18 protein-coding genes, 1 tRNA gene and 3 pseudogenes are annotated in these 24,645 nt (G+C 64.2%); 10 read left to right on the top strand and 12 right to left on the bottom strand.

What is annotated here, in order from left to right:
• Positions 1 to 68: 68 nt before the first annotated feature.
• Genes G8O24_RS14940 through G8O24_RS14930 form a run of 3 tightly spaced genes read right to left on the bottom strand, consistent with a single transcriptional unit; the run spans position 69 to position 6,377 of the window.
• On the bottom strand, positions 69 to 2,963 hold the full coding sequence (locus G8O24_RS14940) for an NHLP bacteriocin export ABC transporter permease/ATPase subunit (RefSeq protein ID WP_188100445.1): 2,895 nt from the start codon (positions 2,961 to 2,963) through the stop codon (positions 69 to 71).
• On the bottom strand, positions 2,960 to 5,119 hold the full coding sequence (locus G8O24_RS14935; protein WP_188100443.1) for an NHLP family bacteriocin export ABC transporter peptidase/permease/ATPase subunit: 2,160 nt from the start codon (positions 5,117 to 5,119) through the stop codon (positions 2,960 to 2,962). The genes G8O24_RS14940 and G8O24_RS14935 overlap by 4 nt, the downstream gene beginning before the upstream one ends.
• Positions 5,112 to 6,377 carry an NHLP bacteriocin system secretion protein gene (locus G8O24_RS14930; RefSeq protein WP_188100441.1) on the bottom strand — a complete coding sequence of 422 codons (1,266 nt, stop codon included), beginning with the start codon at positions 6,375 to 6,377 and terminating at the stop codon, positions 5,112 to 5,114. Before G8O24_RS14930 ends, G8O24_RS14935 begins: the two co-directional genes overlap by 8 nt.
• A 56-nt stretch (positions 6,378 to 6,433) precedes the next feature.
• On the opposite strand from G8O24_RS14930, the gene G8O24_RS14925 reads away from it, so the two are divergent.
• The gene (locus G8O24_RS14925) at positions 6,434 to 7,072 is read left to right on the top strand and encodes a hypothetical protein (protein WP_244645859.1); all 639 of its coding nucleotides are present in this window, start codon (positions 6,434 to 6,436) and stop codon (positions 7,070 to 7,072) included.
• 494 nt (positions 7,073 to 7,566) lie between these two features.
• Positions 7,567 to 7,686: pseudogene (locus G8O24_RS44300) on the top strand (integrase); the annotation flags it as partial.
• Between the two features lie 75 nt (positions 7,687 to 7,761).
• Here the strand turns inward: G8O24_RS44300 and G8O24_RS14920 are convergent.
• The 4 genes from G8O24_RS14920 to G8O24_RS14905 all read right to left on the bottom strand — a co-directional run bounded on the left by G8O24_RS14920 (position 7,762) and on the right by G8O24_RS14905 (position 12,558).
• The gene (locus tag G8O24_RS14920; protein WP_188100439.1) at positions 7,762 to 9,861 is read right to left on the bottom strand and encodes an acetate--CoA ligase family protein; all 2,100 of its coding nucleotides are present in this window, start codon (positions 9,859 to 9,861) and stop codon (positions 7,762 to 7,764) included.
• A gap of 12 nt (positions 9,862 to 9,873) precedes the next feature.
• Entirely contained in the window at positions 9,874 to 10,659 is a 786-nt protein-coding gene (locus G8O24_RS14915; RefSeq protein ID WP_188100437.1) for an enoyl-CoA hydratase/isomerase family protein, read from the bottom strand.
• 5 nt (positions 10,660 to 10,664) lie between these two features.
• Positions 10,665 to 11,648: a tripartite tricarboxylate transporter substrate binding protein gene (locus tag G8O24_RS14910; RefSeq protein WP_188100435.1), complete on the bottom strand. Its 984-nt coding sequence runs from the start codon at positions 11,646 to 11,648 to the stop codon at positions 10,665 to 10,667.
• A 124-nt stretch (positions 11,649 to 11,772) separates the two neighbouring features.
• Positions 11,773 to 12,558, bottom strand: coding sequence for an IclR family transcriptional regulator (locus tag G8O24_RS14905; RefSeq protein ID WP_188100433.1), 786 nt, complete (start codon positions 12,556 to 12,558; stop codon positions 11,773 to 11,775).
• A gap of 225 nt (positions 12,559 to 12,783) precedes the next feature.
• Between G8O24_RS14905 and G8O24_RS14900 the strand changes: the two genes are divergently transcribed.
• Together G8O24_RS14900 and G8O24_RS14895 are read left to right on the top strand one after the other, a co-directional pair.
• Complete coding sequence (locus G8O24_RS14900) at positions 12,784 to 13,209, top strand: tripartite tricarboxylate transporter TctB family protein (RefSeq protein WP_188100431.1); 426 nt, start codon at positions 12,784 to 12,786, stop codon at positions 13,207 to 13,209.
• Positions 13,210 to 13,219: 10 nt separating this feature from the next.
• Positions 13,220 to 14,752 carry a tripartite tricarboxylate transporter permease gene (locus G8O24_RS14895; protein ID WP_188100429.1) on the top strand — a complete coding sequence of 511 codons (1,533 nt, stop codon included), beginning with the start codon at positions 13,220 to 13,222 and terminating at the stop codon, positions 14,750 to 14,752.
• Positions 14,753 to 14,789: 37 nt separating this feature from the next.
• Here G8O24_RS14895 and G8O24_RS14890 read toward each other — a convergent pair whose 3' ends face one another.
• Together G8O24_RS14890 and G8O24_RS14885 are read right to left on the bottom strand one after the other, a co-directional pair.
• Entirely contained in the window at positions 14,790 to 15,755 is a 966-nt protein-coding gene (locus G8O24_RS14890; RefSeq protein ID WP_188100427.1) for a D-2-hydroxyacid dehydrogenase family protein, read from the bottom strand.
• Positions 15,756 to 16,268: 513 nt separating this feature from the next.
• Positions 16,269 to 16,490 (bottom strand): annotated as a pseudogene (locus G8O24_RS14885) (tripartite tricarboxylate transporter permease); the annotation flags it as partial.
• On the opposite strand from G8O24_RS14885, the pseudogene G8O24_RS45600 reads away from it, so the two are divergent.
• From G8O24_RS45600 to G8O24_RS14875, 3 genes and pseudogenes are all read left to right on the top strand, one after another.
• Positions 16,381 to 16,835 (top strand): annotated as a pseudogene (locus G8O24_RS45600) (tripartite tricarboxylate transporter substrate-binding protein); the annotation flags it as partial. The pseudogenes G8O24_RS14885 and G8O24_RS45600 overlap by 110 nt on opposite strands.
• 19 nt (positions 16,836 to 16,854) lie before the next feature.
• Complete coding sequence (locus G8O24_RS45150) at positions 16,855 to 17,133, top strand: tripartite tricarboxylate transporter substrate-binding protein (protein WP_283815553.1); 279 nt, start codon at positions 16,855 to 16,857, stop codon at positions 17,131 to 17,133.
• 186 nt (positions 17,134 to 17,319) lie between these two features.
• On the top strand, positions 17,320 to 17,619 hold the full coding sequence (locus G8O24_RS14875) for a hypothetical protein (protein WP_188100425.1): 300 nt from the start codon (positions 17,320 to 17,322) through the stop codon (positions 17,617 to 17,619).
• A 369-nt stretch (positions 17,620 to 17,988) separates the two neighbouring features.
• On the opposite strand, the gene G8O24_RS14870 is transcribed toward G8O24_RS14875, so the two are convergent.
• Together G8O24_RS14870 and G8O24_RS14865 are read right to left on the bottom strand one after the other, a co-directional pair.
• Positions 17,989 to 18,165: a hypothetical protein gene (locus G8O24_RS14870; RefSeq protein ID WP_188100424.1), complete on the bottom strand. Its 177-nt coding sequence runs from the start codon at positions 18,163 to 18,165 to the stop codon at positions 17,989 to 17,991.
• Positions 18,166 to 18,349: 184 nt separating this feature from the next.
• Positions 18,350 to 18,424: transfer RNA gene (locus tag G8O24_RS14865), tRNA-Gln, on the bottom strand.
• Between the two features lie 245 nt (positions 18,425 to 18,669).
• Here G8O24_RS14865 and G8O24_RS14860 point away from each other — a divergent pair.
• Entirely contained in the window at positions 18,670 to 20,448 is a 1,779-nt protein-coding gene (locus G8O24_RS14860; RefSeq protein WP_188100422.1) for an acyl-CoA dehydrogenase family protein, read from the top strand.
• 64 nt (positions 20,449 to 20,512) lie between these two features.
• Here G8O24_RS14860 and G8O24_RS14855 read toward each other — a convergent pair whose 3' ends face one another.
• Positions 20,513 to 21,745: an MFS transporter gene (locus G8O24_RS14855; protein WP_188100420.1), complete on the bottom strand. Its 1,233-nt coding sequence runs from the start codon at positions 21,743 to 21,745 to the stop codon at positions 20,513 to 20,515.
• A 296-nt stretch (positions 21,746 to 22,041) separates the two neighbouring features.
• Here G8O24_RS14855 and G8O24_RS14850 point away from each other — a divergent pair, with 296 nt between their 5' ends.
• Both G8O24_RS14850 and G8O24_RS14845 read left to right on the top strand, forming a co-directional pair.
• Entirely contained in the window at positions 22,042 to 22,800 is a 759-nt protein-coding gene (locus G8O24_RS14850) for an enoyl-CoA hydratase-related protein (protein WP_188100419.1), read from the top strand.
• Positions 22,801 to 22,914: 114 nt separating this feature from the next.
• The gene (locus G8O24_RS14845; RefSeq protein WP_188100417.1) at positions 22,915 to 24,573 is read left to right on the top strand and encodes a bifunctional metallophosphatase/5'-nucleotidase; all 1,659 of its coding nucleotides are present in this window, start codon (positions 22,915 to 22,917) and stop codon (positions 24,571 to 24,573) included.
• Positions 24,574 to 24,645 lie beyond the last annotated feature (72 nt).

The following is a 24,645-nucleotide window of genomic DNA, read 5'->3' as shown; positions in this document are numbered from 1 at the left end:
CCGATCAGGAAGCTCCCGGACAAAGGCGTCCGGGAGTTTTCGTTTGCGACAACCAGACAGACGAGACCTCAGAGCATCTGACGCTGCGCGAACGCGGCGAACATGCCGGAGGCGGCGTTCAGCTCGGCGAACGTTCCGGTTTCGACGATCTTGCCGTCGACCAGCACGATGATGCGGTCGGCGCGCTGCACGGTGCTGAGCCGGTGGGCGATCACGATGCGGGTGACGTTCAGATTTTCCAGCGCGTCGCTGACGATGGCCTGGGACCGGTTGTCCAGCGAGCTCGTCGCCTCGTCGAACAGCAGGATGCGCGGACGCCGGGCGATGGCCCGCGCGATCATGATGCGCTGGCGCTGACCTCCGGACAGCGTGCTGACGCCCTCGGCCACCTGCGTGAGCATGCCCATCGGCATCGCCTTGATATCGTCTTCGATGCCGGCGAGGCGGGCGGCTTCCCAGGCCTGATCGAGCGGCAGCCGGATGCCGCCGCAGATGTTCTCGTAGATGTTGCCGTTCGCGAGCTTGGCGTTCTGCAGCACCACGCCGAGCTGGCGCCGCAGCGCGCTCGCATCCAGCGTCTCGATCGACTTGCCGTCGTAGAACACCGCGCCCGTTTCCGGACGCTCGAACCCCAGCAGCAGCCGAAACAAGGACGATTTCCCGCTGCCGGACGGCCCGACCACCGCGACATATTCGCCCGGCGTGATCTTCAAGGTGACGTTGTCGAGCACCAGGGGACCATTTGCGAGATAGCGGAACGACACGCGCGCGAGCTCGACCGATCCGGACAGCTCTCCCGGCGACTTGCGATCGTCGGGGATTTCCGTCGGGCTCGCGATCAGCGGCCGCAACCGAAGCAGCGGCGGAATGGCGATGAGCGCCTCGCTCACGCCGGCGGCCCAGGAGCCGACCGATCCCATGGATTGACCGAAGGCGGAGAAGAACGCGAAGAACGTGCCGATGTCGGTGAGCAGGGCGCTGCTCGAATAGGACGCGTAGGCATAGATGATCAGCGTCGCCACAGTCGGGAACGCCGTCTCGAACGCACCGAGACCGTTGCCAGCGACCTGCGAGGAGACGAAATACTGCTTCTGGGTCGCGAACTGCTTCGACCAGATCGCGAGCGCGCGAGACGTCGCCGCCGAGACGCGTAGCTTGCCGACCCCGGTCAGGAGCTGGAGCACGAAGCCGCTGACCTTGCCCTGCTGGTTGAAATGCTTGCTCTCGAAATGCAGCCGCACCAGATTGGTGCCGATGATGGCCACGGCGCGGACGAATGTCAGCGCCACCGCGACCAGTGCCAGCTTGAGGCTGTAATAGAGCATCAGGCCGAGACTGAACAGGCAGAACAGGCCGGCGATCATGCCGCGCAAAGCGTGCCCGGTCAGGGCCCGCCGCGCGGCATCGATGCCCATGGCGCGGTCGACCAGCTCGCCCGCGGTAAACTCGCGGAAGATGGACGTCGGCAACCGCAGCAGACGGTCGATCATCGCCGACTGCAGCCGCCAGTCGATCATTGCCTCCATCCGCAACATCACAAAGCCCTGCATGACCTGGACGCCGGCCACCGACAGGCCGGCGAGAACCAGCGCGAGCGCGCAGAAGCCGAGTTGATCCAGCTCCGATCGCGGGATGATCGAGCTGATCAGGAGATTGGTGACGAACGGCGTCACCAGCGACAACAGGCCGATCATGACGACCGACAGCGCGATGCGCAGCCCGCTGCCGCGGGCATAGCGCAGCGAAAACCGCAGAAGGTCGGTGAATGTCAGGGTCCGCGACGGCAGCGGCGGATAGAACGTCGCCGCCTCCGGCGCGATCTGCGCCGCGATGGTGCGATCGACCGGCCGGCGCGCCTTGGTGAGCGGATCGATCATGACGTAGCCGCGACGTGGCTCGAAGACGAGCGCGATCGGGGCGGCGGTCTCAGCGAGCCAGCCGACCATCGGACCGGCGTCGAGCTTCCACCAATTCGACCGGAGCAGGACCTGGCGCAGCCGCAGGCGCGCCGACTGCGCGATTGCGACGAGGCCCGCCAAATCCTGCGCACTGCCATCAACGCGACCGGAGATCACGATCGGCGCGCGCATCGCGCTGCCGACGATCTGGCAGGCGCCGGCCAGCCTGTCGGACCAGGAGGCATCGAGCGCATCGTGGTCGAAGCGCCGCACGATGATGCCGGACAAGCGGTCGAAGGCTTCCACGGCCTGGGTCGCGGCGAGCCCGGTTCGGCTCACCAGACGCTCGCTCTCGCTTGAGGAGTCGCGGGACAGAATCTCCCGGACACAGGCAACGAAGCTGAGATGGAATTGGTCGACCGCCGGCCAGACCAAGCCGCCAGCCGGCGCGACGTCCGTTGCGCTTACGACGCAACCCTCGGCGCCCGCCTCGACCCACAGGCCTGCCGTCAGCGGCAGCGAAGGACTTGCCGCGGTGCAGGCCGGACCGCTCCCGATCAGGCTGAGCGCGCCGCGCTGAACATTGAGCCAGAGCAGGCCGCGCATCGGGCCGCGACGGGACTCGCCCGCTGTCATCGCAACGTCGCCGCCAGGCAGTTCGGCCATTTGCCACGACGGCGCCGGTCCCGCCACAAAGCGCGCAAGGCGCTCGATCCAGCGCACCGCCTGTTCCGGCGCCACATCGGCCCTGGGAACGACGGACACACGCGCGTCCTGGGCGCCGACCGCAATGAAGCGCAAGCCGTCCGGAGATGACGAAGCCAATGGCGAAAGGTCAGGAATGATGCCGCCGCGCTCAATGCGGAACAAATGATGCCGCAGGCCGGATCGGCCGTCCCTGACATCGACGGCGAAGATGTCGGCGTGACCGGCGGCGATTTCGAAGACATGGCCGTGGTGATCGAGCAGGATCGGCCGGCGGCCGTCGAGCGCCATCTCGCCCGGCACATCCAGCGCCGCGACGAGCGCCGCGCCGGACACGATATTGTCGATCCGGCCGGTCATTCCTGCGACACCAGTCTGGCATATTCGCCGTTCTGCGCGAGCAGCGTCTCGTGGGTGCCGCGCTCGGCGACCTTGCCCTGCCGCAACACGATGATCTCGTCGCAATCCCTGATCGTGCTGAGGCGATGGGCGATGATGATGCAGGTGCAGCCGCAGCGGCGAAGATTGTCGTCGATGGCCTTTTCCGTCACGGGATCGAGCGCCGCGGTGGCCTCGTCGAGCACGACGATGGAGGGACGGCCGACCAGCGCGCGGGCGATCTCGATGCGCTGGCGCTGCCCGCCGCTGAAATTGGTGCCGCCCTCGTTGACGTAGGAATCGTAATTGCCGGCGCGGATCGCGATATCGTCCTGGATCTCGCCGTCCTTGAGCGCCCTGGTGAGGTCGATGTCGGGGACGGTGCGGTCCCAGAGCGTGAGATTGTCGCGCACCGTTCCCTCGAACAGGAAGATGTCCTGGTCCACATAGGCGATCGAATTGGCGAGGATATCGGGCGGGATAGAAGCAAGCCTGGTCCCGTCGATCAGGATCTCGCCGGCCCAGGGCTTGTAGAGCCCGCAGATCAGGCGGCCGAGCGTGGATTTGCCGCTGCCGGATGCGCCGACCAGCGCCACGCGCGATCCGGGATTGACGGTGATCGAGAGAGCGGAGATCAGCGGCGGCTCCAGCAGCGAATAGCCGAACTGCACGTCGCGGAATTCGATCCGTCCATCCAGCTTCGCCGGGAAAGCGTCGTCCGACGCGCGCGCGGGATCGCCGAGCGGATAATTGTAGACGTCTTCGAGGCGATCGAGCGCGCCCTTGATCAGCTGGAAGCTGCCGGCCTGATTGACCAGCGTCGCCACCGGCTCGGAGAAACTCGCCATCAGCGCCTGGAAGGCGACGAGGCTGCCGAGCGTCAGCGAGCCCTCGATCACCCGCAAGCCGCCGAGGATCAGGATCGCGGTCATGGTCAGTCCGGCGATCAGGGTCGGGATCATGTCGAGAATGATCGACGACGAGGCGAGGTCGCGCTCGGCGTTCAGCACCTTGGCCTGAACGCCAGACCATTGCACGAAGGCCTCGTCCTCGAGCCCGCTCGCCTTGATCGTCTCGATCGACCTGACGATGCTGACGACGGCTCCGAGCAGCTTGCCGCGCTCCAGCGAGAGCCCGCGGCTCAGATCCTCCCTGCGCCGCATCGACAGCCGCAAGGTGAGCACATTGAGCAGCGACAGGCCGATGCACACCAAGGCCAGCCAGTGATCATAGACGATCATGGCGACGGCGAAGAACACCACCGAGGTGAGGCTGAGCGCATTCGCGGCGATGCCGCCGGCCAGCAGCCGCGCAATCTGATCATTGGCGCCGACCCGCGCGGCGATGTCGCCGGCATGGCGCTGGGTGAAGAACTCGATCGGCAAGGCCATCACCCGCCAGAGAAAGCGGCTGATCATCACCACCGAGAGCTTCGTCTGAAGCCGCAGCAGCAGCGATTGCTGCAGCAGCGTCAGGATGGTGCGGATCAGGGCCGTCACACCCATGCCGATCAAGAGCGGGCGCAGCCAGCCGTCCAGATGCTGAATGAGGATGTCGTCGATGAAGATCTTCGAGAAGCTGGCGGCGACGAGGCCCGGGATGACCATGACGAAGCTGAGCAGGACCAGCAGCCCGACCGCGGCCTTGGAGCCGCGCAATTCCCGCAGCAGGAGCCGCAATCCCGCCGGCTTGGCGCCAGAGGGCGCGAACCCGGGCGCCGGCTCCATGGTGAGGACGACGCCGGTAAAGCTGCGGTCGAGCTCGTCGATGCCGATCTGTCGCCGTCCGAAGGCGGGATCGTTGATCCAGGCCGACCTGCCCTTGATGCCTTCCAGAACGACGAAATGGTTGAAGTTCCAGTGGATGATGCATGGCGTCGGCGCCGAGCCGAGCGCTGTGAGGTCCAAGCGAAATCCCTTGGCATTCAGCCCGAAGCGCTTCGCCGCCCTGACGACGTTGCTGGCCTTGCTGCCGTCACGGGAGACGCCGCATTCGACGCGGAGCCGCTCCAGCGGCACCCATGCCCCGTGATGCGCCAGCACCATGGCGAGGCAGGCGGCGCCGCATTCGGCCGCTTCCATCTGCAGGATCGTCGGCGTGCGCTTGATGGCTCCGGAGGGCGCAACAGGACTATCCATCGATCCCCGTCCACTTCCTCAGAAGGGGGACAACGAGGTCGATCGGGCGCCGGCTTCTGGTGGTGATCTCCGCCTGCGCCAGCGTGCCGCTGGTGAGATGCACCTGCGGTCCCTTGCCGACCGCCCAGCGATAGCCGCTCGCGGTCGACACATCCTGCTCCAGCGACACCGTGACCGCATAGGGCGCACCATCGTGGGAGAACACCTTGACGAGCTGGTCGTTGTGCAGCACGGCGGTCATGCCCTGCGGCGTCACCGGAAATTCGGAGACGCTCGAGACCACGCCGACCATCGTGCCGAACTCCTCGCGCTTGACCGTGCTCGGCGCCACCCGCACTTGGTATCCAGCCTTGACACTCTTGCCCTGTTCGGCGGGGATGTAGACCACCGCCTCGAGCCGCGCGCCTTCGTCCTCGATGAGCACGACCGGCGTTCCCACGGCGAGGACCGAGCCGGACGATGTCTTGATCTCGAGCACGCGTCCGGCAATCGGGCTGAGCACCTGCGAATTGCGCCCGAGCGTGCCCGCCAGCGCCTGCATCTCGCGGCGCGCGTTGTTCGCGGCGAATTCGGCCTGCTGCAATTCGCGCGCGCGCTGGGTTTCGAGATCGGTCTTCTGCGCGTGAAGCTTGAGGATCTCGTTCTGCGAATCCGTCCGGCGCTGCTGCGCCTCGGTCAATTCGAGACGGCGGTCCTCGAGCGTCTTGCGCGTCGTCAGGCCCTTCGTCATCAGCTGTTCGAGATTCTTCACGTCGACGTCGAGGGACTGAACGCGCTGGCCGGTCGCCTCGATGACCTTGTTGAAGGCCGCTTCGAGCTTCTCGAAGTTGGAGGCCTTGACCGCGAGCTCCGCCTCGACCTTCGCGGCCATGTCGTCATGCTCGCGCTGACGCTCCTTGTAGGTTTCGACCGCGTTGCCGTATTTCTGCTCGATCTCGGTCTGCGATATCTGGGCGATCACCTGTCCGCGCGCGACATGATCGCCGACCGAGACACTGAGCGAGGCGAGCCGTCCTTCGGCGGCGGAGACCGCGTCGACGACGCGGCCGCTGCCGACCAGAATCCCCTGCCCCGACACGCGCGACGGAATCCGCCCGTAGACGCCCCAAACCAGCGCGGCGACCAATGCGGTCGTGACGATCGCGGCGAGGATCCAGTCGGCCGGCTTGGTAATGGCAACGAGATGGTCAAGCTCCTCCGGCGAGGCCGCGCGCTGCAACGCGCTGGCGCGGAAGATTCGATCGGCGCCTTCGGTCACACCGCCCTCCCTCGCAGGACATTGCGGCGCGATCGTCCGCACGGACGAGGCCGAGAATGGGATTGAGCGAAATTGTGTGCGGGGCTAAGCTCACGGCGAGAACGAGCCGCATTTGTCGAGGCAGAGGACATCGGACGCATCAGATGAATGTGAAAGCGGACCGCATCACGCTCGTCGCAACGGCCCGTGCGTCGACCGCGGCCCTGGTGGGGCCGTGCCTTGGATTCCTGCTTGGATCGCTGCTTGGATTGCTGGTCGCCACGAATGTCTGCCTGGCCGGCGTGCTGAGCCAGACCGATCTGAAGAAGGTCGAAGATCTCAGGCCGATGTTCGCGACCCTGATGGGCGACCTCGTACAGACCTCCAAGCGGACCGACATCTCCGCCGTCGATGCGGATTGCGTGAAGTCCACGATCCAGAATCTTGTTGAAATTTCTCAAGAGCTGTCCAGTTTCGAATATCTGATCACGATCGAGAAAGAGCTGACCAATGTCAGCGAGAATGACCCGACCCGCGACGTCGTGAAATTTGCCGTCGAGCAGTCGACCAATATTCTGACCAGCCAGCGCAAGAAGATCGCCCAGTTGCCCGATCAGTGCATGAGGTTGCCTCTCGCCTTGGCCAAGTCTCAACAGGCTTTGCAAGTCGTCGACGCGACGACGGGAATTTTGAGTTCTATTCGCTCTCGACTTTGATGGGATTATAGCCGGTTACGACATCCGGACAAGCGTGCGCCCCTGTTTGGCCCCACCGACACATCGTCATGGAAGCTTACCGTGCGACGGATCGAAAGCGGTCATCCGAACGAATGACCTCTCCGCATCATTGTCGTCCGGAGCACGCCTGGCCCGGCTCGGGATCGTCATCTCCTGCTTGGGAAAGATCTCTCTGTCAGTGGTGACAGCAATAGGACTCTCGCGTGCGTCCAGGCTGTGAGGGCAGTCACACAGGAACTCGCACTGAAATGCGCGGCAGCATCCCGGCTCCAAACGAGTCTCCCGACCCAAAGGCCCGGAAGAGCAACGCTCGATAGCGGCGGAAGTTGATTAAGTCAGAGAACGGAATATCGAGCGATCAGGCTTTCTCGGGCTGGACGCGCTTGCGCCGGGCGCCCGCGTGGGACCCGCTGATTAAGAGTTCAACCCCATCGCTTCTCTGCAGTTTCCGAATGCACGCCGCACTACGATGAGTCTACAATCATGCACGGAAGACGAACAGGTCGCTGCCGTCAGACAATCCAGCCGATGCTGTCGATTGGAATGAGGAGGAGCGACGCAATACAGGGATGGAATCAGCCGACCTGAAGGGTTGATTTGCTTAGCTTGCTGCGCTCGAGAAACCCGTGCAGGCGCCGACGCAAGCAACTCGCTCTTGGAGATCGTTCTTACGGAGCCAGACCGCTGGTCAGCACCGCCACCGCGTCCGCAGCGCAAACGCCCTCGCCCGCCGGAAGAACAAACATTGGATTGATTTCCGCCTCGACGATGCGCCCGTCGAGCGCGACGGCCATCGCGGCGAAAGCAACGATCGCGCTGACCAATCCCTCGACGTCCAGTCTGGCGCGCCCACGATATCCGTCGAGCAAGGGCCAGCACCTGAGCTCTTGGACCATCTCCAGCGCAAGGTCGCGCGAAAACGAGATATCGGGAGCCAGCAGCCGAATGACCGTGTCGTTCATGAGTTCGGCTGTAATGCCTCCCATCCCGAGCAACAGAACGAGACCAAGCGGATCGCGATGACAACCGAGGATCAGTTCAAATCCTCCGCTTGGCACCATTTCCTGAACGATGAAGGCTTCCGGCGCACGGCCCACGCGGGCTGCGACGACCTCCCGCATCCGATCGAGAGCACCGCCCACGGTCGCAGCATCCAGCCCAACGGCGACGCCCCCCACATCGCTCTTGTGGGTAATCGTCGAGGAGAGGATCTTCAGGACGATCCTGCCACCTAACTCGCGTGCCGCCTCACCGGCCTCGAGCCCGTTCGCCACGATCTTCTCCCGCACGACAGGGACACCAAATCTTGCGAAGAGCGATTTGGCCCTGTGCTCATCAAGTGAACCATGCCAGTCGCCCGGAATATCGACCGCCGGGCGCGGCTGACTTCCTTCGCGCCGGCGGAGGGGGCGTCCGACGGTCCACAGGGCGTTGAGAACAACGGTCACCGCCTCCGGCGTACTGAAGGTCGGAACACCTTGTTTGGTCAACCGCGACACGGCTTCCGGCGCGTACGGGCTTACATAGGCCAGCAATGGCTTGGATTGCGCGGACTTGGCTTCACGGATCGCATTGCTGATCAGATCGGGATTGCGCACGCTCGTTGCCCCGACGATGACGACCAGTGCGTCGTAGGCTGGGCTGTTCAGGAGCGTTTCGATGCAGCCCTTCAGGATTTCGGGCTGCAGGCCTGCAAGGGTGACGTCGATCGGATTGGTCTTCAATGACGCTGGACCATCGGGCATGACGGTGGCGAGTTGCTCCGCAGTCTTCGTGTCGGGATCCGGCGCCTCGAGGCCGTGCAGGCCGAAACTATCCACGATGAGAGTACCCGCCCCGCCGGTCGAGGTCAGGATCGCGACACGGCGCCCCATCAATGCCGGTTGCGTCGCAAGGGCGGCGGGAATGTCGACGAGGTCGCCGAACGTTTGGGCTCGAACGATACCGAGATCGCGGAAGAAGGCATCATATGTCCGATCAGTGCCGGCCATTGCGCCGGTATGCGAGGCGGCAGCGCGGGCACCGGCTGCCGACCGGCCGATCTTCAGGGCGACGATTTTCTTGCCCGCCTCCCGCGCCCGGCGCGCCGCGCGGCGGAATTTCTCCGGGTGACGAATGGCCTCGATGTAGAGGGCTATGACGGATGTGCCGACGTCGTCCGCCAGATAGTCGACGAAGTCGGCGATCTCGAGGTCCGCTTCGTTGCCGGTCGCAATCAGCTTGGACAGACCGACACCGTTCGCCGTCAGCCGCGAGAGCAGCGCTCCGAGAATACCTCCGCTCTGGGACACGACGCTAACGGAGCCCTTCAAGAGCGAGCCCGCCGACAGCGCGCCGCTCGCAGACAGCGGCACGGAATCCGAGACGTTCACGAGACCGATCGTATTCGGTCCCAGGATGCGCGTTCCGCCTGCCGCGGAGAGAAGCTGCCGCTGGCGCTCTTGTCCCTCTTCTCCGCTCTCGCCAAATCCGCCTGCCAGGACGATCGCGTGCTTCGTGCCCTTGGCCGCCAGTTCGCGTACCGCTCCGAGCGCGTGAGCCGAACCAAGCAGGACCATCGCGACGTCCGGCGCGACCGGCAGAGCCTCGATGCTCTTGTAGCATCGAAGGCCGTCTATTTCGGCGACTCGCGGGTTCACCGGGTAGATCTCTCCCTCGAACTTTTGTTGCCTCAAGAACGCGACCGGCAGACCCGATGTCTTGGTCGAGTCCGCCGAAGCCCCGACGACGGCAATGCTGCGAGGGTTGAACAAGGCATTCAAAGACATCGGCTGTCCTCGTCAGTTACCGGACTTGGCCAGGAATGCCAGGACCGACTCGCGATGCTCGGTGCTGGTGTAGCAGATCCCTTGTGCCTGGCTTCCGCTCGCGAAGATGTTGTTGGCCTCGGTCTCGAACGACCGATTGAGGATGGCCTTTCCGAGAGCGATCGCCGTGCTCGAACCAGCCGATAGCTCACGGGCCCAATTCTGCGCATCCTGAAGCAATGTCTCCGCCGAGCTCGTGCGGTCGACGATCCCGAGTTGAACGGCCTCATCCGCGCCCACCTGCCGGCCGGTGAAGATGAGCTCCTTCGCTCTCGGGAGTCCCACGCGCCGAGGCAGAAAATACATGCCTCCGCCGTCGGGAATGAGACCGCGCAGGATGTAGGACCACACGAACTTCGCGTACGGGCTCGCGATGATGAAGTCGCACGCCATCGCCGTGTCCGCTCCAAGTCCCGCCGCCGCGCCGTTGACGGCGGCGATGGTCGGCTTGGGCATGGTATGGAGCAACATCTGCGTGCGATGCACCCGCTGCTGGCGCGCCCAGCCGTTGAATCCGACCTCCCCGGCCGGCGCCTCCATTCGCCGCTTCATGCCGGCGACATCGCCACCCGCACAGAAGCCTTTGCCGGCACCGGTGAGGACGAGCGCGCGAACCGACTTGTCGGCGGCGACGTCCTCCAGCACCTCGATCAGCAACGAACGCATATCGTCGCTCATGGCATTGCGCTTCTCGGGGCGATTCAGCGTGACGGTTGCAATGCCATCGCTGACTGTCTTCAGGACGATATCCGAACTCATGGCGCCTATTCCGGTTTGATCTTGTTTTCAGTGACGACCTTGCGCCAGCGAGCGGCGTCGGCCTTGACATATGCGTCGAGTTCTTCCGGGCTCCCGACCTTCAGCAGCAGGCCCTCGTCCTGCGCCCGCTTGAGAAAGTCAGCATCCTGCGCGGCGAACTTGACGGCATCGAGCAACTTGTCGACGATGGGCTTGGGCGTGCCCGCGGGAACGTACAGCCCGTACCAGCTGTCGAACACATATCCGGGCACGGTTTCCTCGACGCTCGGAACGCCCGGCACCTGCGTCTGTCCCTTGGCGCCCGTCACGGCGATCGCGCGCAGGCTCTTGCTCGTAAGGAACCCGGTCACCGCGGCGCTGCTCGCGAACATCATGTCGACCTGACCGCCGAGGACGTCCGTGAGAGCGGGGCCGGCCCCCTTGTAGGGGATGTGCGTCAGCTCGATGTGAGCAAGGTTGTTCAGCAATTCGCCGGCAAGATGCGCCGACGTCCCAATGCCCTGCGAGGCATAGGTGTACTTCCCGGGATTTGCCTTGGCCGCCTTGATGATGTCTTCGACGGTCTTGAACGGACTCTCCGGCTTGACGACCAGGATGTTCTGGTAAGTGCCGATGAGCGTGACCGGGGCGAACGCCTTGTCCGTATCGTATGGCAGTTTGGCGTGAAGACTGGGATTGACCGAATGGGCGAGCGTCGCAATCAGGAACGTGTAGCCGTCCGGCTGGCTTCGGGCGACGACGTCCGAACCGATGATGGTGCCAGCGCCAGGCCTGTTCTCCACCACGATCGATTGCCCGAGCTTCGCAGCCATCGGCTTGGCAAGCGTTCGGCCGATCAGGTCGGTTCCGCCGCCGGGCGAAAAGGGAACGACGAGCTTGATCGGTCGATCGGGGTACTCGGCCCGGGCCACTCCCGGAATCGCGCCAACCAGTGCGAGCCCCAGGCCCGCCAGCACCAGGACGCTCCGTCTTACGTGATGATCTGCCATGGAAGATTTCCTCCGCCACATCCAGCGTAGGCCGCCGGATCTTGTTGTGGAGGAGACTACGATGCGGCGGCTCGTCCGGGACGCCCTCAATTCCAGCTGCTGGAATTGGCGCGCCGAGCACCGCTCACGTCAATTCGGGCGTCGCCGCATGCTCGAGCCGATTGAGGCAGCGGCGCTTCAGATCGAGCAGCCATGGAGCCAGCCTGTGCGCGGCCTCGGCCAAAGGCTCGGCGCTCCCAATGCTCATGTTCAGGACGTGCGGCTCGCTCGCGCCATAGGTCAACGGGCTGGCTACCGCCACGACTCCGGGCTGCCAGCGAACCGCGCAATAGCCCACCTTGTCGAGTTCCGCGAAGGATCTCTCGATCTCGCGAAACAGCCGTCTGTATGTTTTCGGGCGCCGCTTTGCGATGGCAGCAAACTCGCGTTCGCGGCCGGACGGATCGAGCGCCCACAGATTGGCGCGGCCCAGGGAGGTGAGCTCGATGGGTATGCGCTGGCCCGACACCACGGTCCGGTGTGTCAATCGCGGGTGATAGCGGAACGACTCCAGGTAGACCATCATCTCGCCGTCCGCCGCAGCCAGCCCCACATTGACGCGACGCCGCGATGCTTCGGTTCGCATGAGGGGCGCAACGACGGCAAGCATGGGAGAACTGAGGCGCATCGCATGCGCCAGACTGAGGACCGCCGGCGCCAACCTGTAGACCCGGCGTCCCGGATCCCTCTGCAGCAGCCCACCAGTCACCAGCGTTTGCGTCAGCCGGCTGACCGTCGCCTTGGCGAGTCCGGTGCGTTCCGCGATCTCGGCATTTCCGAGATCGGCCACGCCCGGCTTGAATGCCCGCAATATGGCTATCCCTCGCTCAAGTGAGCGGTTCAAGCCGTCGTAGCTGTGGTCGGTCGCCATATCCTCGCGTTCCAGCAGGTGGAATTCGGGTGCATATCGACCCTAGCACGACAGCTATTCTGAATGCGAGTGGAGGAAGCTCATTACGTCCGTTCTGGCCCTCAGCGTATCGAAGCCGATCAGACGACTATGCGCGTGGCCGAATTCGTCACGCGTCGGGCTCCCTCCTCGTGGGACAATGTGCCGATCAGTGCACGAACCCGCGCAAGACGACCCGGAGGAAGCGTGACAATCAACCGAGATCTGGTGAAAGGGCTGAGCCTGCTCGCCATAGCCCTGTTCTTCGGCCTGCAAGCCAACAGCTATCCCCTCGGCACGCTGGGCCGTGCGGGACCGGGCATGTTTCCGCTCGTCGTGTCAGCCCTGTTGTTCCTCGTGGGCTCGGCGATCGTGGTGCGCACCCGCATCGTCAGGGGCGACCGGCTGGAATTCAAGGCGAGGAACATCGCGCTCGTGGCCGCCGGCCTGCTCAGCTTCGTGCTCCTCTCCGGGTATGTGAACATGCTGGTCGGCCTCACCGTCATGGTGCTCATCAGCTCCTACGCCGCCTCCGACTTCAAGCTGTCGCGAGCTCTTGCGCTGAGCGCCGTACTCGCTTGCGTCGCACTTGCGATGAAGCTCGGCCTTGGACTGCAACTCCCGCTCTATTGAGGCGAATCCGATGGATATGCTGTCCAACCTCTCCTTTGGCTTCAGTCACGCCCTGACTCTCAATAATCTGCTGTTCTGTGCCGCTGGGTGCACCATCGGCACGTTGGTGGGCCTGCTGCCCGGGCTTGGGCCTCTGGCGACGATCAGTCTGCTGTTGCCGTTGACCTACTCCCTGCCGACCGACGGTGCACTGATCATGCTGGCCGGGATCTATTACGGTGCCCAGTACGGCGACAATGTCAGCGCCATCACGATGAGGATGCCGCACGCGTCCAGCATCGTCGCCTGCATCGACGGCTATGAGATGACGCTCAAGGGCAAGACCGGCCTCGCGCTCTTCACGGCGGGCATGTCGAGCTTCATCGGCGGCACGATCGCGACCATCGTTCTGGCATCGCTCGCGCCGCCCCTGAGCCAGGTGGCGCTGATGTTCGGCCCGACCGAATACTGTGCGCTGGTGCTGCTTGGTTTCCTCTGCGTCAGCCTCGTGACGACAGGGAGCGTCCTCGACGGCCTCGCAATGTGCCTCGTGGGCGTCCTCCTCGGCCTCGTCGGCACCGACGTCAATACCGGAACCCTCCGGTTCACTGTGGGCCTTCCGTCGCTGTACGACGGCATCTCGCTCGTCAGCCTGTCGCTCGGCTGCTTTGGCATCGCCGAGATTACCAAGAATCTGGACAAGGACCGACAGGCCTCGCCGTTTCGCGGCACGATCAAGCTGATGCCGAACTGGACCGAGTTCAAGCGGATCATCCCGAGCGCGCTTCGCGGAAGCGCGGCCGGTTCACTGCTCGGACTTCTGCCGGGCGGCGGTCCCGTGATCGCTCAATTCGCCGCTTATGCGGTCGACAAAAAGTTCAGCAAGTATCGCGACGAAATCGGCCAGGGCGCGATCGAGGGCGTCGCCGGACAGGCGGCGGCGGACGAGGCTGCGGCGCGAACGAGCTTCATTCCGCTCATGAGCATCGGAATTCCGGAGAATGCCGTGATGGCGCTCATGATGGCCGCCTTCATCATCAACGGCATCAAGCCGGGGCCGACCATGATCACGGACCATCCGGATCTGTTCTGGGGGCTGGTTGCGAGCATGTGGATCGGAAATCTCTTCCTGGTCGTGCTGAACGTTCCGCTGGTCCGGTACTGGTTGACGGTGTTCAGGATCCCCTACACCGCGCTGTTCCCCTCGATCCTGTTCTTCTGCTGCGTCGGCACCTACAGCGTCAACAACAGCCTCGAGGACATCTACACGACGGCGTTTTTCGGCGTCCTGGGATATATCTTCTTCCGGCTCAGCCTCGATCCCGCGCCCTTGATGCTGGGCTTCATCCTGGGTCCGATCCTGGAGGAGAACTTCCGGCGCGCGATGCTGCTCAGTCACGGCAGCTTTGCAACCTTCGTCGAGCATCCGATCAGCGGGGCCATCCTCGGGGTCGTCGCCCTGATATTCGCCTGGCAGATCTGGGCCGGATTTCTCACGCGGCGCCAACCGGACAAGGAATCCGGCGACGAGCCGCGCGGCGCAATCCGCGGTGCTGCCCGCTGAGACCTATCAGGCTTCGCGATAGCCACAGGCCGCAAGATCAGGCGGTCAGTTCCCGGATCGGCTTTCCGTCGAGCCAGGCGGCGATGTCCTCCACGGCCTGGCTGAAGTAGATCTTGTAGCTGTCGCGCGAGGCATAGCCGAGATGGGGCGTCAGCAGGGTGTTGGGCGCGGACAGGATCGGCGCATCGTGCGGCAAGGGCTCGACGTCGAATACGTCGAGCGCCGCTCCGGCGATCCGGCCGTCCTTCAGCGCGGCAATCAGGGCGGCCTCGTCGACAAGGCCAGAGCGCGACGTATTGATCAGGCAAGCCGACGGCTTCATCCGCGCCAAGTCAGCGGCGCCCACGACATGGCGCGTACGCTCGCTCAAGACGACGTGCAGGCTGATGAAGTCCGAGCGACGAAACAGCTCGTCCTTCTCGACGAAGACGGCGCCGCCCGCAGCCGCATCCTTCGGAGTCAAGTTCTGGCTCCACGCGATCACATCCATGCCGAATGCCCTGCCGTATCCGGCCATCTGAGTGCCGAGCCTGCCGAGGCCGAGGACGCCCAGCGTCGAGCCCTTCACGGCACGGCCCATCCGCGTCTGCCAGCGTCCCTCGCGAAGCGCGCGATCCTCGATCACGATGTTCCGCGAAAGCGCCAAGAGCATCGCGAAGGCCAACTCGGCGGTCGAACTGCTGCCGGTATCCGTGCCGCAGACCGGGATCTTCCGCGCCCTGCACGCGGGCAGATCGATGCCCAGATTGCGCATCCCGGCGGTGACCACCAGCTTGAGGTTGGGCAGACGCGCGATCAGCGAAGCCGGCAACTTGGTCCGCTCGCGGATGAGCATGATCACGTCGAACGGCAGCAGTCGCGCCAGAAGGGCGTCTCCCGTCACGTTATCGTTGAAGAACGTCGTCGTGGCACGGGGTTCGAGACCGCTCCAATCTGCGAGCGAACGCGCGACATCCTGGAAGTCGTCCAGCACGGCAACCCGGAGAGGCGTGACCGACGGCATGAGATTGGCTCCGTACTTGCGCAAGGTGGTGGCGATCACACGAGGGGGCGTTTGATGCGAATACCTAGTCTGAGTATCAAGGCGCCAGCATCACTCGAATTCCAGTAGTTGGAATCGATACCAAATGGAGCTCGGCCCGAAAAGCACACGGCGCGATGTGGCATTTCACGAGCCGGAGCGCTCGACTACATCCTGCAGCCTACGAGGCTTCGAGCCGCCGTGAGGCCGACCGGCAGCGAGAACCACGCGGTGGTTGAGGCTAGGGCCAGGCTTTTTCGGCGATATTAGTGATGGAGGACAGCCCGGCCCCGCCAGAGCCCTCGGGGATGCTCCAGCCGAAAAGCCCTCGGCGCGCATGACGGCCACGATGTCTTCGGGCACGTCATCGCAGCTTTCCACGCGCGCCTCGGCCGGAATGGCGACGTCGCGGACCAACCAGCGGACGCGCTCGAGCAGCGCCTCGAAGGCAGAGGGTTCGCGGATCATGGCAGCAGCCTTCCGATGCTTCGTTCCGCTGTTGATGGAATAGACGCCGATCGAGCAAAACACCATGATCGCGGGGAACAGATAGCGGTAGGGAATGGTGAGCAGCTTGACCCACAGCCCGACCAGCGGAAGATTGAGGATGAACAGCATCAGGTTGCCGGCCCACATCGAGGCGATCAGGCCCCAGAACAAGGTCGGATTCTTCGTCATCACGTCCGGACCCGGATGGATGTTGTGGATGTTCATGGCGCACAACAGCTACGTCCACGTCCGCGGCGTGAGCTCGGCGAACCAGATTCTCGTCGCGACCGCGGCAGCGCCGTACAGCACGCTGGCCGAGTTCGTCGCCTACGCGAAGGCCAATCCGGGCAAGATCAACTTCGGCTCCCCGGCCCCGGCACCGCTCAACACCTTGCCGGCGAGATGTTCCAGGCGGCCGCCGGCATCAAGCTGACCCACGTGCCCTACAAGTCGGGTTCGAGCCAGATGACCGACATGATGTCGGGCATCCTGGACGTCTCTTTCGACTACCTCAGCGTGCTCAGGCCGCTGATCGACACCGGCAAGGTCAAGGTGCTCGGCACCACCGGCACCGCGCGGCTAGCCGCGCTGCCTGACGCGCCGACGGTGCTCGAGGTCGGCTACCCGGACGCCGTCAGCGTCGGCTCGACCTGGGGTCTCGGTCCCGGCCGGGACCGACCCGGTCATCGTCAGCAAGCTCTCCGAGGCGCTGGCCGCCGTGCTCGCCGACCCCGCCATCGTCGCGGACCTCACCACCAACGGCCAAGTGTCGATTGCCGACAAGGGGCCGGACGCAATGGAACCGTTCATCGTCGAGGAGACCGCACGCTACAAGCGAGTGATCGAGAGCGCGAGCATCGCCGCGCATTAGCTCGGGTGTACGACCATGTACACCGCGCACTCGAAGCAGCGGCCGTGCAGGTGGTGCCTACCCATCGCGAAATCCTCTTGTCAATTTTCAGGACGCGCTGCGCGCGCCGCCCAAGCCAAGTCGCCCCTTGGTGGCAATCCTGGCATCATAACCAAACAGGTCGGAAGCATAGGAAGGAGCGCCGTCGTGATCATCGAATGCCTGGACGGCGGTGTCGTCCGACTGGCTGAACCGAACGACTTCCGCAGCTTCAAGCTGGTGCTGCACGCCGGTGCCCGCCCGGAAACACAGAGCTGGAACGGGATCACGCTGCTCGACGATCGCGATGCGCTCGTCTCGATCGACCTGATCCCGACCCTGGACGGCCGCCCCGACGACGCAAGCTGGGAGCAGGCCTATGCGGCGATGGTGGCCAAAGCTCGCGAGCACGGCTGGATCGATACCGACAAAAACGCCATTCGCGCCCATATCGAAAGACCGGCGTAAATCTTCAGTTTCGGAGCGGCCTTTACGAAGCTTCTCCGGTCGAGAGCGGCCGCGCCGTCCCACGCGAGTCCGACGCAGCACTGGGACCATCAAGTATCGGCAAAGTCTCAAAAGGTCCGCGCGAGTCGTGTTCACGTCGTTTCTTTGGAGTCCCAATCAAGGGCAAAGAGGGCTGCGCCGTTTGGCCAGGAAAGGCCGACTACCAGGGTCGAGTGCCCTGGTATTGTGCACCAAGTGTGCTCGACTATCTCGAAACCATTGATGTAACCGGTGGCACGACCGAAGGTACGTTCCGTTTCCGCACAACGATGCTCATGCGACCGCGGCGTTCGGCGGACGAACGGTCGATCACGGTCCCGAGGCAATGGTCTATGCCGTCATCGAAGGCGTCGCCTTTGCCTGCATCCGCTCGAAGAGACTCTCGATGGAGAGACCGTCAAGTCTTATGCCGAAGCGGAGGACGTTTTGAGGCATCTGCCAAAGCTTGGCGTCCCGATGATCATGCGTCGGATCCAAAAGGGTGAACGCAAGGGCGATGCCAGACACCGTCTATCCGCTCAATTCGTATTTTGATAAGTTGAGCGACGTTCACCGCGCGACGACTTTCATCTAGCTTCCGGCAAAAAACGAAACCGGCACAGAATTTCCAAATGGGAGTCAAACGGAATTTCCAAACTGGAAATTCCATTTGAGAAAGGCCGTTTTTATAACGGAATCAGGGCATTGGCCCTGGCTGGGGCGGGAGGGATCGAACCTCCGAATGGCGGAATCAAAATCCGCTGCCTTACCGCTTGGCTACGCCCCATCAGGCGACGAGGGGAACGCCGAAGCACCGGCTACCGCAGATTCCCTCTGATCGCAGCCGGTCTATAGGGAGCGGGACGGCATTTCAACCGCCTGGAGGGGCAAAATACCACGGGCGCCGGGATCGGCCGCACCACACCTTATTATGAGCCCCGGCAGAAGCCCGGTGCGGTACCGTATCGCGGCCATTGAGACCTCTGGCGTTTCGTGGGAAGACGGCGCCAAACCTGTTTTCGGGAGTGAGCCATGACCTACCGCGCCCCCATCTCTGACATGCTGCTGTCGCTCAACCATGGCGCCGGCCTCAAGGCGGCCGTGGAAGCCGGCCATTACGGCGACTTCGACGCCGACATCGCCGCCGCCGTGCTGGAAGAAGCCGGCAAGTTCGCGACCGACGTGCTGGCGCCGCTGAACAAGGTCGGCGACGAGCACGGCATCAAGCTTGACGCCGGCAAGGTCACGACCGCGCCGGGCTGGCCGGATGCCTATAAGCGCTGGATCGAGGGTGGCTGGAACGCAGTGTCCGGACCCGAGGATTTCGGTGGCCAGGGCCTGCCGCTGGCGATCAACGCCGCCTGCACCGAGATCTGGAGCGCCTCGAACGTCGCCTTCGGCCTCTGCCCGCTGCTGACAGCCTCGGCGATCGAGGCGCTGGATGCGCATGGCAGCAACGAGCTGAAGAAGATCTATCTCGAAAAGCTCGTCTCCGGCGAATGGACCGGCACGATGCAGCTCACCGAGCCGCAGGCCGGCTCCGACGTCGGCGCGCTGCGCACCCGCGCCGAAAAGCAGGCCGACGGCACCTATCGCATCAAGGGGACGAAGATCTTCATCACCTATGGCGAGCACGACATGACCGACAACATCGTGCATTTCGTGCTGGCGCGTCTGCCTGACGCGCCCGCCGGCACCAAGGGAATCTCGCTCTTCCTCGTGCCGAAATTCATGGTCAATGAAGACGGCTCGCTTGGCGCGCGCAACGACATCTTTGCCTCTGGCGTCGAGCACAAGCTCGGCATGCATGCCTCGCCCACCTGCACCATGACCATGGGCGATCATGGCGGCGCGATCGGATTTCTGATCGGTGAAGAGAACCAGGGCATGCGCTGCATGTTCACGATGATGAACCAGGCCCGCCTCGGCGTCGGCCTCGAGGGCGTCGGCGTCGCCGATCGCGCCTATCAGCAGGCGCTGGCCTATGCGCAGGAACGCAAGCAGGGCCGCGCCGTCGGCAAGAAGGGCGATGGGTCGGATGCGATCTTCGTCCACCCCGACGTCAAGCGCATGCTGATGCGGATGCGGGCGCAGACGGCGGCCGCGCGCACCATCTGCTATGCGACCGCGGTCGCGCTCGACGTCTCCATGCGCGCCAAGGATCCCAAGGTGCGCGCGGAAGCGGCCGCACGCGCGGCGCTGCTGACGCCGATGGCGAAGGGTTATTCCACCGATATCGGCAACGAGGTCGCCTATCTCGGCGTGCAGGTGCATGGCGGCATGGGATTCATCGAAGAGACCGGTGCCGCGCAGCACTATCGCGATGCGCGCATCACCGCGATCTATGAGGGCACCAACGGCATCCAGGCGATCGATCTCGTCACGCGCAAGCTGGCGGCCAATGGCGGGGCGTCGGTGTGGGCGCTGCTCGACGAGCTCGCAGCGACCGTCGCCCAAGTCGAGGCCTCCAACGATCCCGCCTTCGGCACCAGCGGCGTGAAATTGCGCGAGGCGCTGGAGGCGCTGAGGCGCACCAGCAAATGGCTGCTCGAACGCGTCACCTCTGCACCAAACGACGCACTCGCCGGCGCGACGCCCTATCTTCAGCAGTTCGGCGCCACGCTCGGCGGCTGCTTGCTGGCCTCCGAAGCGCTGGCCGCGAAGGCCGACGGCAACAGCGAGGCGTCGCGCTACGTCTCGCTGGCCCGCTTCTTCGCCGAGAACATCGCGGTGCAGGCCGCAGCGCTCGAGCGCGCCGTGACTGAGAGTGCGGAGTCGGTTGCGGCGGCGGATGCGGTGCTGCTGGGGTGAGCAGTTGCTCGTGTCCCGGACGCGCTGCGTCCGAGGCACGAGCGCGCAAATAAATAAGCGCGGGCTACGATGCTGCGACCTTCACCCGCCTCCCCGGCCGCCATAGCACGATGCCGGCGGCGACGACATCCAGCGCCACGCATATCGCAAACGCCATCGTGTAGTCGCCGCTCACACTGCGTACGAGGCCGACGATGCCGGGGCCAAAGGCGCTGACGATGCCGCTGATCGACGTCCCCAGCCCCATCGCGGCGGCAAAGGCCGCGCTGCCGATCTCGCGCTGGATGATCAAGGGCGGGAACGTGATCATGTTGCCGATTGAGAAGCCGTAAACCGCGCAGCACATCAGCAGCACGGTCGCGCTCTGGCTTTGCAGCAACACGAGCAGCGCGGCTGCCTGGCTGGTCATCGACGCCGCACAAGCGAGCCGCGGGTCCAGCCGGTCGACGAACAGGCCGAGGGACAGCCGTCCGACCACCGCCATCGCCGCCATGAGGGTGACGGCAAAGCCTGCGCTGGCGCGGCCGATCAGCGGTTCGAGAAACGTCACCTGATGGATGATGAACCCCATCTGCGCCAGCAGCGCGATCGCGATCGGCAGCACCATGGTCCAGAACGATGCGTTGGCGAGCAGCTCCTTGCGCGAATGACCCGCTGCCCTGCCGCCGGAAACCGGTGCCCCTGCATTCGGCGATGTATTCACCGACCAGCCGGTGAAGACGACAACAACCGGCAGCACCAGCACCACCATCACGACAGTGGCTGCCAGCATGGCTGAGCTGAAGCCGATGCTGCTGCTCAGCGCCAACAAGATCGGAACGAGAATGATGCCGCCGAAGGTGGCGCCGTTGAAAGCAAGGCTGAGGGCGAGGCCGCGACGCTCCGCGAACCAGGTGTTCAGCACGGTCGCGATCACCACCGAGCCCATGCCGGTCCAGCCGATCGACATCAGCCCGTAGGCGACATAGAGCTGCCAGGGCGCCTGCATCAGTCCGAGCAGCGCCGTCGAAGCGCCAAGCGCCGTCAGCCCGCACAGGATCAGCGCCCGCAGCCCGATGCGGGCGAGCAAATCGTCGGTGAAGATGACGAGGACCGAGGTCAGCAGGAACGAGAAGGTGCTGGCCGCCGACACCAGCGTGCCGGGCCAGCCATGGGCACGCTGGAGCTCGGCAAGATAGACGCCCTGGCCGTAGAGGCCGAAGCCGAACATGAAGAAGGCCATCAGGAAACAGGCCAGCACCACGCGCCAGCCGCGATAATGCAGCGAGGATTCGTCAACGGCCGTTGCGGCAATCATCGGTCAAATAATGGCCTGATGGAACGAGACGGACGATCGTGCCGCACAACCCATGGTTTTTCAAATGAAACATTGTAGCCGATTGTTGCAATGCGCAAAACGCCCGCGGGATCGTGAGCGTCGCATCACAGTTCCTCCCGGACGAGCGCGACCATCGGGCGGGTGTCATGCAACCGCTCATAGACATCTTGGCCGAAATGGTCGAGCCGCAGCATTGGCACGCCTGCGGGATCATGTAGGCTACGCCCTGCAAGACTCGCCGAGGGCAGGCGCCGCGGCGATCGCAGGGAGTGCTCATGCCGAACGGCAATATCATCGTCACCGAGGAACGCGCCACGCGCGTCATTACCCTGCGCCGTCCGGGCAAGAAGAACGCGATTACACAGGATATGTATCGCGAGATGAGCCGCGCGATCGACACGGCGCAGAACAACCCTGATATCCGCTGCATGATCATCACCGGCGGCTCCGGTGTGTTCACGGCCGGCGATGACATTGACGATTTCGTGAAGGCCGACGCCTCGCGTCCCGAGGCGTTGTCGGATGGAGCCAGGTTCCTCTATTCGCTGGCGCTCAACGTCAAGCCGATCATTGCAGCCGTCGACGGCGCATCGATCGGCATGGGCACCGTGATGCTGTTTCACTGCGACTACGTGCTCGCCTCCAACGCCGCGACCTTCTCGGCGCCTTACATCAATCTCGGGCTCGTTCCGGTCGGTGCCGCGAGCCTCCTGATGCCCCGCACCATGGGCTACCAGCGCGCCTTCGCCATGCTGGTGATGGGACGCAGCTTCACCGCCGCCGAGGCCCACGCCGCCGGCTTCGTCAACTCAGTGGTCTCGCCGGGACATACCGAGGTCGAGGCCCGCAAGGTGGCGCGCGAGATCTGCCGGCTGCCGGCCGAAGCGGTCGCGACCTCGCGCAAGCTGTTGCGCGCTCCACCGGAGGAGCTCACCCGGCGCATCGACCAGGAAGGCCATCTGTTCGGCGAGCGGCTGAAGTCGGACGAGGCAACGGCCGCGTTCAATGCCTTTGCCAACAGGAAGAAGCGCTAGGGCCCGGCCGGCGTTTAGCCAATGGTCGTCATTCCAGACGCGACGAAGTCGCGAGCCCGCAATGACAGCAACAAGCTTCGTGAAATCTTCGCGCGGAACGATTAATCTGGTTCCATGCCATACCGATACATCCTTGCCACGCTCTCGCTCGCGCTCTGCGCCCTCCCCGCTTCCGCCCAGACCGCGGCGCCTGTCGAGCTGCGCATTCTCGCGATCAACGATTTCCACGGCAATCTCCGTCCGCCGCCGGGCGGCATCCGCATCAATGACCCTGAAGACAAGAGCAAGAAGGTCATGGTGGCCGCCGGTGGCGCCGAGTACATGGCGACTCTGGTCAAGCAATTGAGCGAGGGGCACAAGAACACCATCTTCGTCGCGGCCGGCGATCTGATCGGAGCCAGCCCGTTCTTGTCGGCGATGTTTCATGACGAGCCCTCAATCGAATCGCTCTCGATGATGGGACTTGCGATCACCTCGGTTGGCAATCACGAATTCGACGAGGGCAAGACCGAACTGCTCAGGATGCAGAACGGCGGCTGCCATCCGGAGGATGGCTGTCAGGGACCGCATGCCTTCACGGGCGCGAAATTCCATTATCTCGCGGCGTCAACCGTCGATACTGCCACCGGCAAGAGCATTCTGCCGCCCTACGAGATCAGGGAGTTCGAGGGTATCCCGGTCGCCTTCATCGGGCTGACCTTGAAGGAGACCGCAGGCATCGTTTCTCCGTCAGGTATCGCAGGGCTGGAATTCCGCGACGAGGCCGAGACCGTGAACGCGCTGGTGCCGCAACTGAAGGCGCGCGGCGTCGAGGCCATCGTGGTGCTGATTCACCAGGGCGGTGAGCCCCGGGGTGACTACAACGAATGCCCTGAAATCACAGGGCCGATCGTCGACATCGTGAAGAAGTTCGACCGCGCGGTCGACGTCGTCGTCAGCGGCCACACCCATCGCGCCTATGTCTGCGACATCGACGGCCGGCTGGTGACCAGTGGCGACAAATACGGCACGCTGGTCACTGCGATCGACCTGAAGCTCGATCCGGTCACCCGCGACGTCGTCGGCGCCAGGGGCGAGAACGTCATCGTCGCCAATGCCTCGCTGGCCAGGGACCCCGAGCAGATTGCGCTGATCGACGCCTATGACAGGCTTTCGGCACCGATCGCCAATCGCCCGGCCGGATCGGTGACGCAGACGCTGTCGCGCGTTCCGAACGAGGCCGGCGAAAGCGCGCTCGGCGACGTGATCGCCGATGCACAGCTGGCCGCCACCAAGGACGCCAAGGATGGCAGCGCCGTCATCGCGCTCACCAATCCCGGTGGCATTCGCACCGACATCGCTCCGAAGGAGAACGGCGCGGTGTCCTACGGCGAGATATTCGCAAGCCAGCCGTTCCGCAACCGCCTCGTCACCGTGACGCTCACGGGCAACCAGCTGAAGGACATGCTGGAGCAGCAATGGCTCGATCCGAAGCGGCCACGGATCCTGCAGGTGTCGGACGGGTTCAGCTACACTTGGGACGCATCGAAGCCGTTCGGCGAGCGCATCGCGGCCGACAAGATGACGCTCAACGGCAAGCCGATCGAGCCGGCCACCTTCTATCGCGTCACCCTCAACGACTATCTGGCCGTCGGGGGCGACGGCTTTTCCGTCGCCAAGCAGGGCACCCTTCCGCAATATGGCGGTTACGATTCCGACGCGCTGTTTGCCTTCTTTAAGGCGCATGGTCCGGTCGGCCCGTTGCCGCCCACCCGCATTCTGCGCGTCAATTGATCTGGATCAAACGGGCCGGAACGGGGCGGGCCTTTGCCATTCCGCGGGGAACGCCTAGATTGTGTTTTGCAT

This window comes from Bradyrhizobium campsiandrae (assembly GCF_014529705.1).
Classification (GTDB): domain Bacteria; phylum Pseudomonadota; class Alphaproteobacteria; order Rhizobiales; family Xanthobacteraceae; genus Bradyrhizobium; species Bradyrhizobium campsiandrae.
The sequence above is the reverse complement of the archived record's forward strand: the minus strand, read 5'-3'. Positions and strand labels throughout refer to the sequence as shown.